The 12,026-nt window shown below is 50.7% G+C and carries 12 protein-coding genes; 6 read left to right on the top strand and 6 right to left on the bottom strand.

The genetic code is table 11. The features are described from left to right. Positions 1 to 9: 9 nt before the first annotated feature. Positions 10 to 573, bottom strand: coding sequence for a 5' nucleotidase, NT5C type (locus C2I18_RS26240; RefSeq protein WP_249898643.1), 564 nt, complete (start codon positions 571 to 573; stop codon positions 10 to 12). Between the two features lie 186 nt (positions 574 to 759). Here C2I18_RS26240 and C2I18_RS26235 point away from each other — a divergent pair, with 186 nt between their 5' ends. From C2I18_RS26235 to C2I18_RS26225, 3 genes are all read left to right on the top strand, one after another. Further along, positions 760 to 1,788: an ROK family protein gene (locus tag C2I18_RS26235; protein ID WP_249898642.1), complete on the top strand. Its 1,029-nt coding sequence runs from the start codon at positions 760 to 762 to the stop codon at positions 1,786 to 1,788. 97 nt (positions 1,789 to 1,885) lie between these two features. Beyond that, positions 1,886 to 3,085, top strand: a complete 1,200-nt coding sequence (locus tag C2I18_RS26230) for an MFS transporter (protein WP_249902254.1) — start codon at positions 1,886 to 1,888, stop codon at positions 3,083 to 3,085. 48 nt (positions 3,086 to 3,133) lie between these two features. Then, positions 3,134 to 3,769, top strand: a complete 636-nt coding sequence (locus C2I18_RS26225; RefSeq protein ID WP_249898641.1) for a pyridoxamine 5'-phosphate oxidase family protein — start codon at positions 3,134 to 3,136, stop codon at positions 3,767 to 3,769. Here the strand turns inward: C2I18_RS26225 and C2I18_RS26220 are convergent. Next, on the bottom strand, positions 3,766 to 4,248 hold the full coding sequence (locus tag C2I18_RS26220; RefSeq protein WP_249898640.1) for a GNAT family N-acetyltransferase: 483 nt from the start codon (positions 4,246 to 4,248) through the stop codon (positions 3,766 to 3,768). The two genes, C2I18_RS26225 and C2I18_RS26220, sit on opposite strands and share 4 nt — an antisense overlap. 135 nt (positions 4,249 to 4,383) lie before the next feature. Here C2I18_RS26220 and C2I18_RS26215 point away from each other — a divergent pair, with 135 nt between their 5' ends. After that, complete coding sequence (locus C2I18_RS26215; RefSeq protein ID WP_249898639.1) at positions 4,384 to 5,160, top strand: YheC/YheD family protein; 777 nt, start codon at positions 4,384 to 4,386, stop codon at positions 5,158 to 5,160. Between the two features lie 128 nt (positions 5,161 to 5,288). After that, positions 5,289 to 6,002, top strand: coding sequence for a YwiC-like family protein (locus C2I18_RS26210; RefSeq protein ID WP_249898638.1), 714 nt, complete (start codon positions 5,289 to 5,291; stop codon positions 6,000 to 6,002). A 79-nt stretch (positions 6,003 to 6,081) separates the two neighbouring features. Here C2I18_RS26210 and ilvB read toward each other — a convergent pair whose 3' ends face one another. Further along, positions 6,082 to 7,758: a biosynthetic-type acetolactate synthase large subunit gene (gene ilvB, locus C2I18_RS26205; protein ID WP_249898637.1), complete on the bottom strand. Its 1,677-nt coding sequence runs from the start codon at positions 7,756 to 7,758 to the stop codon at positions 6,082 to 6,084. Between the two features lie 104 nt (positions 7,759 to 7,862). On the opposite strand from ilvB, the gene C2I18_RS26200 reads away from it, so the two are divergent. Beyond that, entirely contained in the window at positions 7,863 to 8,102 is a 240-nt protein-coding gene (locus tag C2I18_RS26200) for a hypothetical protein (RefSeq protein ID WP_249898636.1), read from the top strand. A gap of 13 nt (positions 8,103 to 8,115) precedes the next feature. Here the strand turns inward: C2I18_RS26200 and moaA are convergent, their stop codons facing one another. From moaA to C2I18_RS26185, 3 genes are read right to left on the bottom strand one after another with little or no spacing between them, the layout of a single operon-like run. Then, positions 8,116 to 9,132: a GTP 3',8-cyclase MoaA gene (gene moaA, locus C2I18_RS26195; RefSeq protein WP_249898635.1), complete on the bottom strand. Its 1,017-nt coding sequence runs from the start codon at positions 9,130 to 9,132 to the stop codon at positions 8,116 to 8,118. Between the two features lie 26 nt (positions 9,133 to 9,158). Beyond that, positions 9,159 to 10,403: a molybdopterin molybdotransferase MoeA gene (locus tag C2I18_RS26190; RefSeq protein ID WP_481857846.1), complete on the bottom strand. Its 1,245-nt coding sequence runs from the start codon at positions 10,401 to 10,403 to the stop codon at positions 9,159 to 9,161. A 57-nt stretch (positions 10,404 to 10,460) separates the two neighbouring features. Beyond that, a complete protein-coding gene (locus C2I18_RS26185; protein ID WP_249898633.1) occupies positions 10,461 to 11,951 on the bottom strand; it encodes a nitrate/nitrite transporter in 1,491 nt (496 codons plus the stop codon). Positions 11,952 to 12,026 lie beyond the last annotated feature (75 nt).

Genomic DNA, 12,026 nt, shown 5'->3' with positions numbered 1-12,026 from the left:
GTATCCCGGTCATCTGCCGGATTGCAGAATTTCATCTACGCGTTCTTTTGCGCCTTTCCAGGTATCCATCAGCGGGAATGCATACTGCTCTCTTGCTTTCAGATTCCAAGGATGCGGAATACAGAGCACCTTCTTCCCCGCTTCCACCGCAGGCAGCAGGTTATGCGGACCGTCATCAATGAGCAGATCGAAGTTGATCAGATGCTTTCTTTTACAGGTGAAGAAGTTCTCTCCGGGAATATAAGGCATGTGCTTTTGCAGCCAGTTCCACTTCTCGGCGACCGTCTTCGGTACAGCTGCTGTAACAATAATTACATCGTAGGCATTATGAAGCTTTTCCATTTCTGCAATAACATGCTCATCGAACACCTCAAGCTCTTCATAAAGACCGGGTCTCCCGAAGAAAATATCCTGGGTACTGTCAGGGTGGCGCAAGTGGTCCGTGTTCCAGTCAATCATGTCTTCGTAACGAAGCACATGGGTCGGAAATTCATTGTTGTTATGGTAGATTGCCCGCTTGACGAGATGGCAGATGGTGTCGTCCATATCTACTGCGATTATCGGCTTGTTCATCCAGGTTCCCCCCTTATCATCTCTATGAATTTATTCATGCCCCGTAAGTTTAAATAACACCTTTAAGGCTTGTCAAGCCAGCGTGCAGTACGATATAGGAATCAGGGGTTGACTTTCATCCGGAATGCCACTATATTTCATTTATTAAAAGAGTTATTAAAAGTCATTGCAAAGGAGCGCGCTGCCTTGTCCCAAGTTTCCCACAATACGTATCAATTGAAGCAAATCAATGTTGAACTGGTCAAAAACAGCATCAAACTTCTGGGCACCGCCACCAAAGCCTCCATCGCCGAGGCCACCAGATTAAGTGTTGCCACTTGCGGAACTATCCTCAATGAGCTTGTCCAGAGCGGTGAAGTAATGGAAACTGGACCCGATGAATCCAAAGGCGGACGGCCGGCCAGACAATACAAGTACAATGCCGATTTTGCTTATGTGCTCTGCCTGCTTGTCAAGACGGAAGGCGGCATCCATTCCATTACTTATGCGCTGGCGAACCTCCTCGGAGAGCTCATCCAGGAAACTACGCTGATCAAGGATCACATTAATGAAGACACCATAGACAATTTAATTGGTGAGGTTACAGCAGAGCACGACAACATTCAGGCGGTTGGCATTGGAATTCCCGGTGTTGTCCATGAAGGAATCATCGGAATCTGCGACGTCCCGGATCTGGCCGGCAAGCCGCTGGGTCCCAGACTGGAGCAGAAATACAAACTGAAGGTCACTATTGAGAACGACATGAATATGACGGTCTACGGATTCTATAATCTGCAAAATTTTGAAGGCGAAAAGACCTTTGCCGTAGTCACATTTCCCAAAAACCAGTTTCCCGGTGCAGGCTTTATTGTCGATGGGCGGATCTTAAGCGGGAACACGAATTTCGGCGGAGAAGTTTCTTATCTGCCCTTCGGGATGACGCGCGAAGCACAGATGGCCGCACTGCACAGTCCGGACGGGTTCGTTCCGCTGGCGGTCTCTACACTAATCTCTATCATCGCCGTTATTAATCCGATTGCGATTGTCCTGACCGGCGAGCTTCCTTCCACCGATCTGCTGGAGACACTGAATGCAGGCTGTCTGCAGGTGATTCCTGAGGAGCATATGCCCAGGCTGCAGATCAGGAACAATACACACCAGGAATACCTGGCCGGGTTAACCGCAGCGACTCTGGAGAGTCTGGCCTATCATCTTCAAGTGGTTGAGAAAAGGTAGCAGAACCCCGTAACCCTGATAGCCACATTTATATTTTACATTCCAGGAGGTTCTTCTTTTGAAACAGCGTTTAGGTACAATCAACAAGGTGTATGCCATGCAGCTGGCCACCATATTTTTAGGCTTTATCATCTTCGGGATTTCGGAAAATATTAAAGGTCCCGCTATTCCGCGTATTCAGTTTGATTTTAAGCTGGATGAAGGACAGTTAGGCACACTCTTATCCCTTAACGCGCTGGGCTATCTGATTGCCTGTTCATTCACTGCTGTTCTGGTGCGCAAATGGGGCATTAAGGCTGTCACCATTATCTCTTTTGCCTCCATGATCATTTCCGGGGTGTTCATTTACGTCTCGCATACTTATCCGCTCTTCGCTTCTTCCTACTTCCTGATGTACATCGGGAACGGCATGCTGGAGATTGGCCTGGCCATACTCGGTGCCCGGATCTTCGTCAAGAATACCGGAACGATGATGAACCTGTCCCATTTCTTCTATGGGTTCAGTTCCACACTTGCCCCTCTCATTGCAACCGGACTGATGTCGGTCACTCTGTTTGGCTGGACGCTGGACTGGCGCGGAATGTATCTCGTGATGCTGTCCTTATCGATTCTTCCGATTCTGTCGGCGCTGCGCAGTACGTTTCCGGGAGATGATCTGCCAAATGAAGACCGGATTTCCCTCAAAGTGCTGATCCGTGATCCGGCGCTCTGGCTTCTGGTCCTAATTCTGTCGTTCGGCGTAGTCTCGGAGCTTGCGGTGGGCGGCTGGCTGGTTAATTTCCTGGAAAAAGCTTATGCCTGGGATACGGTAAAAGCCTCCGGCATGCTGTCAGTCTTCTTCCTCTTCTTCTCGCTCGCCAGACTCTTGCTGGGTCCTGTGACCGATAAAATCGGCTTTAACCTGTCCTTAATCATTTTCTCCGGATTCTCCGGATTATGTACCTTTGCCGCCTTGCTTGGCGGAGAGAAGTTCGCCTTCCTGTTCGCCGCAGCCGGGATTGGTATTGCCATGATCTACCCGACCGTTATGGCCTTCATCGCCAAAAGATATCCGACCGGCAGCGACACCGCCATTACGTTCACCGTCACTCTGATGGGTCTCGGCAGTGTTATCGGGAACTACGCCATTGGAGCCATTATAGACGGTGTGAAGCATCTCTATGGTGCAGAGACGTCCACAGGGCTGCTGCGCGGTCTTCAGGCAGGTTATGGTTTCATCGGACTGTGCGCAATTATCTGTGCTTTGTCGGGATGCTTCCTGTACCGGTATTTAAAGGTTCGCAAGGAATTGATCTGACGCAGTATAATATGTAAGGAAATATTTTTCCGGAGAGGATGATTATTTATGGGGGTTATTGAGGAGAAATTTATAATCAGGACCGAAGACGGGCTTCGGTCCCTGATGGGTTATCCGAAAGAGATCGCGGAGAAAAAAATGATTACCACACTGGATGAGAACTGCAAAGAATTTATTGCAAAGTCACCTTTTATGCTGCTATCTACTTCGAATGCATCCGGTCAGTGCGACGTCTCACCACGCGGCGATCATCCGGGGTTCGTACATATTATAGATGAGCAGCATCTGCTGATTCCGGAACGGCCAGGCAACAAAAGATATGACTCGCTGCGCAACATCATCGGCAATCCGGAAGCGGGACTGCTGTTCCTCATTCCGGGACTTGGCGAAACGCTGAGAATCAATGGGCGTGCTTACATAACAACCGACCCTAAGCTGCTTGCGCCGGCGGCTGTACGGGACAGCGTTCCGGTTATGGGCATTATTGTCGAGGCGGTAGAATGCTTCCTGCACTGTGCCAAAGCCTTCAGACGTTCACAGCTGTGGGAGCCCGGCTCCTGGCTGGACACTGCGGATTTGCCGTCTGCAGCCAGAATGCTCTCCGAGCATATCCGAATGGAAGGCCTGACTCCCGAAGCAGTTGCCCTAAGTCTTGAGGATGGTTACAAGAACCGCTTGTATTAAGCCAGATCTTTAATATACCAGGCATCACAGGCGAAATGCTCCGAGCCTGCAAGCGGGGCTTCCAGCAGCTCAAACCCGTTTTTTATATAAAAGCGGTTGGCGGCATGCATGTTCTGGAGCGTTTCCAGATAACACTTGCTGTAGTGCTGCCTTGCATAATCAAGCGCAGTCTGCAGCAGCGCCTTAGCTACTCCGGTACCTCTGCTGGCCGGGGACAGGTACATTTTCTGCAGTTCGCAGATGCTGCCTGACTCCGGCCCGCCAAAAGGTGCAATCCCGCATCCCCCCAGCACTCTCCCGTCTTCTTCAGCCACCCAGTAAGCTCTGCCTGCTTCGCTGTTGTAATAATGGTACAGATCGCTCATGTTCGGATCTGCCCAGGCCAGTCCCTCTCTGTTTCCCCCGAACTCCATCAGACTCTCTCTGATAATTCCTTCAATCACTGCGTTATCTGCAAATTGTAGCGGACGAATGTTCATCTCTATGCTGCCTCCAAGCCTTCAAGTAGTATCAACTTACCTATTATACATGAGAATTCAATCTCCCGGTTCCGCAAAATGACCGCTCAACATACGATGTTCTATCGTTATCAATGAGAACGGGGTGATCGGCTCATGCCGTCCAAGATCGTCAGCCTCCCGAAGAGTTCCAGAACACTAGGCAGCAAATGGTCCAAAACCCAGCTGCTGCTTAAGCATTCCCGGCTTCGCCAGTTTGTGCCGCCTACTCTTTTATATTCCTATGATAATTTGCGGAGGATGCTGGACAGACACAAAATGGTCTACGTCAAGCCGGTTAAAGGCACTGGCGGAAACGGTGTGATCCGGGTGATGAAAGTTAATGACCACAAATACGGGTACCATGCCGGTACAACCCCTTATTACTACAGCAGTTATGCTGATTTGTATAAGGCGCTGGCCAAATGCAAGCTGAAGCGTGAATATATTGTGCAGCAGGGCATCCATTTGCTCACTTACCGGAAGCGTATATTCGACCTCCGGATCATGATCCAAAAAAACGAGAACAACAAATGGGAATGCAGCGGTTATATCGGCCGGATTGCCCACCCGCGGAAAATCGTCACGAATTTCCACAGCAACGGAACACCTCTCCCGCTGGAGACCTTATTGGAAGCTTATTTGCAGGGAGATAAGAAAAAGAATTACATCCATGCACTGACGAATCTTGGGTATGAGGTTACGAAGGAATTTGAGAAAAGAAATCCGGGCTATAAGGAAATCGGGCTGGACATCGGACTGGATGCTGCGCTGAAGCCGTGGATTATTGAAGTCAACACCCGGCCGGATGCCTATATTTTTAACCAGCTGAAAGACAAAAGGATGTTCCGCAGGATTTTGCAGCTCAAGAAATGGAACGGTCTGCGCGTTTAAGAAGCTGTTACATTGTCTTCAAATCCGTTGTGCTTATAGTCACCCGGGTGCAGGATAAAAAGACCTTATAGTTAAAGAGTCTGGTGATCTTCATGCCATGATATCTGAACGCAGGAGGTCTATATATAATGAAGAAATATATTCCCAACCAACACGGGGCCTGGGCCATGCTCGTCCTTCCATTCTTATTCGGGGTGGCTTCCTCTCAGGGACAGTATCTGCATATTCCGCTGTTTCTTTGCTGGCTGTTGATCTATTTATTCAGCTTTCCGCTGCTGCAAGGGGTCAAGACGGGGAAATTCCGGCGTTATGCCCAGCCGATGAAGGTATACGGACTGCTGCTGCTGCCTTTTGTCGTTTACCTGATCATTGCCGAGCCTGTGCTGCTATGGTTTGTGCTTCCGCTGGTCCCCTTGTTTGCAGTAAATCTTTATTATGCCAAAACCAAAAATGAACGCGCCCTGATCAACGATATCTCGGCTATACTCGCGTTCTGCCTGATTATCTATCCGGTGTTCTATGTCGGGGAGGGTGAAAGCTGGCGAACGGTTACTGAGCTCTTCCTGCTGTCGGCCATGTATTTTATCGGAACGGCCCTGTATGTCAAAACGGTGATCCGTGAACGCAACAACATCCGGTTCTATTACGGATCTGTGCTGTATCACCTTCTCGCTGCAGTGGCCGGAATGATTCTGTTCCCGTCTCTCATCGTCCCGCTGATTATTCTGCTGCTGCGGGCTGCTATCCTTCCCAAGACCGGAATTACGGCCAAACGCACCGGGATGATTGAAATCGGCTTTTCGCTTATGCTGTACATAGCTGTGCTGGTATTGTATTTCTAGTTCCGGGTAAAACAAAAGGATGTTCCTGTTACCGCTATGGTATAGGATCATCCTTTTTTATATGGGCACTCCTGTAATCCTATTCTGTGATCATATCCTGATTGCTTGCTCCAGGCGGCACGATAGGATAAACATTTGTCTCCTCGGTAATATCAAACTCCATAACGGCAAGACCGTCCGTGTGAAGCCCTTGATGAATAATATCTTCCGCCTCAGCAAGTGTCCGGGCCCGGAAGGCATGAGCACCGAAAGATTTGGCCAAGGCGACGAAGTCCGGCGAGTTGATCCGCACCGATGAATACCTCCGGCCGAGGAACAGCTGCTGCCACTGTCTTACCATGCCGAGGTAGCCGTTTTTGAATATGGCGACTTTGACATTCAGTCCAAGATCGACAGCGGTCATAATCTCCTGCATATTCATCTGGAAGCTGCCGTCCCCTGTAATGCATACCACCTGGCGGTCCGGAAAAGCTGCTGCCGCACCGATGGCTGCCGGCAGGCCATACCCCATGGTTCCCAGTCCTCCGGAGGTCAGAAAGGACCGTGCTTCCGAAAATTCGTAATGGGTAGCGGTCCATATCTGATGCTGGCCCACATCCGTAGCAATAATGGCATCTCCGGCTGTGGCATTCTGGATGCATTTGATAACTTCATGGGGCGTCAGCTTATCTTCTTCCACGGTACGGGATTTCACTGCCCGAATGGACCAAGTTTTGATCTGCTGTTCCCAGTCCGTAATATCATCCGTATGTACTTGTTCCAGGAGCCCTTCGAGCAGAACTGCACAAGAGCCTGCTATCGCTAGATCGACGGCGATGTTCTTGTTCAGCTCCGAAGTATCGAGATCCACCTGGATCTTGTATGAGCCTGGTGAGAACGCCTTCCTGTTCCCGGTGACCCGGTCGCTGAAACGGACGCCGAGGCACAGCACCACATCCGCCTTCTGCAGTGCACGGTTGGCTGCTACTGATCCGTGCATTCCAACCATCCCCAGATGCAGGGGATGTCCTGAAGGGAAAGCCCCGAGGCCCATGAGTGTGCTGGCAACCGGCAGATTACTCCGTTCTGCGAATTTCCGTAATAACCCCGGTGTATCGCCCGGCATGCAGCCCCCTCCAACCAGTACTAGCGGGCGCTCCGCCTGGTTCAGCCGCTCTGCCGTCTGCCGGATATCCGCAGGGTCAATGTCATGCTCCGGCTGATAACCACGGATTAGCGGTAAAGAATTAGGTTCAAGTGGCGTAGTCAGGTCGCTGTATTCCGCATTCATCACATTTTTCGGCAGATCAATAAGCACGGGACCCGGCCGTCCTGTTACAGCTACATAGAAGGCCTCGTTCACGATTTTGGGAAGATCTGCGATATCCCGTACGATATAATTATGTTTGGTGATAGGCATCGTCATCCCGTATATATCCACTTCCTGAAAGCTGTCCAGACCGATCAGGTCGGTGGACACCTGGCCGGTCAGCACAACCAGCGGTACCGAATCCATAAACGCCGTAGCAATTCCAGTAACAGCATTTGTTGCTCCGGGTCCGCTGGTCACGAGCGCCACGCCCGGGCTTCCTGTTGCCCTTGCATATCCGTCTGCGGCATGAACAGCAGCCTGCTCATGCCGGACCAGCACATGCTCTATGCTGTCACAATCATACAAAGCATCATACAAAGGCAATACGGCACCTCCGGGGTACCCGAATATCGTCTTTATATTCTTATCAATCAGCATCTGAATTAACAATTGGGCTCCGTTCATAAGTACAGTTCGTCTCCCGTCCTTTTGATGTATAATACGTGTTTCCAGGTTACAGAATATGGGTATTATTTATGGATAATGTACACGAAAGGGGATGTTAAGTAGTGACTAATGAATCTAATCAAACATCATCTTTAACCCGGGAAGAACGCGAGCAGATCGGACGGCAGACGAATGCCGGCTTTGCCCGCGTGGAACGGATGGAGGTTGCGGAAGGCTCGGCAGATATTCCTACCGGAGCTATCGGTGAGGCGCTGACTGAAGAGGAAATCCGCCGCCGGGTAGGTACAGGCAACTTTGAAGCCGCCAAAAATGATACACAGCAAAGCAGCACTAATAGTTAATGCTGCCCTTAGCCTAGCCTCCGATATATGACATGCCTATCTTCGTCCTGCTTCTCAGTGTCTGCTCCGACCGCTCATCGGAATAGCGGTCCATCCTCTGCTCCCATACGCTGCGGATCGCTGCCAGCAGACTCTGATCATCCGCACCGCTGCGGATCAGCTTCTTGAGATCAAATCCGCCGGAAGCGAACAGGCAGGTATAGAATTTGCCATCTGAAGACAGGCGTGCCCGTGTACAGGAGGAGCAGAACGATTCGGATACAGAAGTGATAAATCCGACTTCCGTGCTGCTTCCCTTGTACCGGTACCTTTTGGCTACCTCACCGAAATAATTGTAATCCTGTGCTTCCAGTTCAAACGAGCTTTGGAGCCGCTCAAGTATTTCCGCCTTGGTTACAACCTTCGCATAACTCCAGCCGTTGTCGTTACCGACATCCATAAACTCTATGAACCGCAGTGTGATATTCTTTTGCCGGAAATAATCCGCCATCGGTACGATCTCCGATTCGTTGACACCTCTCTGCACAACCATGTTCACTTTGACTTCAAAACCGTTATCTATGGCATGATCTATATTTCTCAGAATAACGTCAGGTCTAATTCCGCGCCCGTTCATTCTTCCGAACAACTCCGGGTCCAGTGCATCCAGACTGACATTCAGCCTGCGAAGGCCTGCGCCGTACAGTGCCTCAGCATGCTGTTTCAGAAACACTCCGTTGGTCGTCAGCCCCATATCTTCTACCCCGTCGATGGCATGAATTCCCTCCACAAGCTCAGGAAGGCCCCGCCGCATCAGCGGTTCGCCGCCTGTCAGCCTGATTTTGCTCACGCCCAGGGAGACGAACAGCCCGGTAAGCCGCAGCATTTCATCAAAGGTCAGCAGCTCACTGGAGGGCAGGAACGCATAATCATCCCCGAACAGCTCTTTGGGCATGCAGTAGGAACAGCGGAAATTGCACCGGTCTGTGACTGAAATCCGCAAATCGCGGATCGGCCGCCGCAGCTGATCTTGTATTGGATTCATTTTCATTCCTGCCCCCTCCTCCTTTCTGTAAACTACAGCACCCATTCTTCGCTGCCTTCTTCAACGCCGAGCAGCAGTACGTCCACCTTATCACCGGCGGTGAAGCCCCTTGTCCCTCCAGGCAGTACCAGCAGGGAATTCCCCTTAGCAATCGAGGATACTGCATTGGATTTATTGAAGCCTGCAGGCCGGACCGTTGTCCGGTTATGAACTGCCCGGATGAACCGGGTGAACGGGTTGGCCTTCGCAAAATCCTCAGCCAGCACTGCTGCCGTACGCGGAAGATAGATTTTTTCTGCGCCCATCATTTTGAGCAGCGCCGGCCTTACAAACAGCTCGAATCCTGTGAAGCAGGCAGAGGGATTACCCGACAGCCCGAACAGGTAAGAATCTCCGGCAACTGCAACTGTCGTCACACTCCCCGGACGCATCGCAACTTTATTGAACAGCACATCTGCCTGAAGCCGCTTATAGATTTCCGGCAAATAATCGTAGTCACCGACGGACACGCCTCCTGTTGTAATCAGGCAGTCTGTTTCAGAGAGCGCCTTCTGCACGGTCAGCAGGCTTTCCTCCAGCCGATCAGCAGCAGAGTCATATATTTTATAAGGAATGCCCATTCTTGCCAGCTGTGCAGCGATCATCGGACCGTTGCTGTTGCGGATTTTGCCGGGTTCCAGCGGAGAAGCGACGTCCAGCAGCTCGGTTCCCGTTGATAATATCCCTACAACCGGACGCTTGGCCACTTGAACTGAGCTATAGCCAAAGGTAGCCAGAAGTGCCACAGTTCCCGGATTAATATAGCTGCCGGAAGGAATAACCGTCTCCCCTGCTTTCATATCCTCCCCCTGTAAGGAGAGGTTTTCCAGAGGTTCAAAAGCTTTACGGATTGTAAAAGTCCCGTCTCCCTCCACAGCCTGCTCGAACATCACTACCGCATCCGCACCTTCCGGGAGTGCTGCGCCTGTCATCAAACGGACTGCTTGAAAAGCGCCGATTTTTACAGCGGATACTTCCCCTGCCCCTATATGATCCACTACTGTAAATGAGATGCGCTGCTGGCCGGAGGCTCCCGCTGAATCTGCCGAGCGGATGGCAAACCCGTCATATGGCGAACGCGTGAAATGCGGCACATCATGTGCTGCTGTCAGCGGCTCGGCGAGAATACGTCCATAGCTCTCGGCAAGCGTGACGCTTTCTTTGCCTGTGAAGCATGCTTTTTCAACGACCCGGAATACGGCTTCTGCTACACTAACCGGACTTCTGGCTTTATCCACCTTCATTTGCTCCTAACTTCATGCCGGACTGATCCTAAGCTGATTTTGAACATGCCATTATTTATTGGTAATATCACTGAATGTGCCGACATAGCGGACATCTTCGCCTGTTTCGTCTTTTACCGCGCTGATGTTCAGCCACTGCAGATATTCTTCACCGTTCTTGCGTTTGTTCCAGATTTCTCCCTGCCACATGCCTTTTGCCCGGATTTCGCTCCACATTTTACTGTAAAACTCCTTGGACTGGCGGCCCGACTTCAGGATGCTCGGCTGCTTGCCGGCCACTTCCTCTTCGGTGTATCCTGTCAGCTTCGTAAACGCCGGATTTACAGACTTTATAAGTCCTGTTACATCTGTGACCAGAATGCCTTGTCCTGTGGAATTGAATACCTCTGAGGTAAGCACCAGCTTATCCTGAAAATACAACCAGACCACGAGCACCAGACTGGCCAGTGCCACTTGCGACAGCAGCATAAATCCGATGGAGTATTGGCCTGTAGCCGTGTAAATAACGGACAGCATAATCGGCGGGAAAAATCCGCCCAGGCCGCCCATCATCGACACGATCCCGTTGGCAATCCCTGCCTGCTTGTTGAAGTACAGCGGTACCAATTTGAAAATAACCCCGTTACCAATCCCTGCGCTTACCGCGATGGCGAGACAGCCGACCGTATACAGTCCCATGTCCGGCATAAATGCCAATACAATGGCTGCCACAGTGTAAATGCTGAAGGTGCCGATCAGCAGGAACAACGGCTGAAATTTATCCGCTAACCAGCCGCCTACCGGGCGGAAAAAGGTTGCAACGGCGATGAAGCCCGCGGTGCGCATGCCTGCATCTACTTTTTCAAGCCCAAAGTTAGAGACCAGGAAGTTCGGCAGATAGATCGTAAAAGCCACAAAAGAACCAAAGGTAATGAAATAGAACAGCGAGAACAGCCACAGCTTCTCATTCTTGGCGACTCCCTTGATCTGTTCGATAATTGGAGCTTTCATCTTGGGCTCTTGACGGTCCCCGAAGAAGAAGTTAAGCACAATGAACACGAGCAGCAGGACCAGATACAGCTTAACGGCAACGGACCAGCCGAGCTGTGCAGCCACAATCGGTGCCGAGAAGGTAGTGACGGCCGTTCCGATATTTCCGATCCCGTAAATCCCGTTGACCAGACCATGCTTGTTCTTGGGGTAGTACTTTGGCAGCGAAGTAACGCCGACCGAGAATACGGCCCCGCCGATGCCCAGAAACAGTCCGCCGATAATCAGATGCGTTACCGTAGTAGCTTCGCTGATAAAGTAAACCGGGAACAAGAGCAGGATAAAACTGGCCATAAAAATGATCCGTGCACCCAAAATGTTCGCATAATAGCCCAGCGGAATTCTTAGAACCGAACCGAGCACCACCGGAATGGCTGTCACCATCGCCAGTTTACCCTGAGGAATGCTGATATCCTCGGATATGAATGGCATCAGGGATGAAATAATCACCCACACCATAAAACCGGTAATCAAGTTCAGTGTTTGCAGCGGCAACTGCATTTTTTTAATCATTCAACTCACCTTTTCATCATTTATTCTCCTGATTGTCTATGTGAATATTTCCTGTACCCATTGTATCCGCCGATC

This window comes from Paenibacillus sp. PK3_47 (genome assembly GCF_023520895.1).
In the GTDB taxonomy this organism is placed as follows: Bacteria; Bacillota; Bacilli; order Paenibacillales; family Paenibacillaceae; genus Paenibacillus_AQ.
This window is presented reverse-complemented; position numbering and strand designations above follow the sequence as displayed.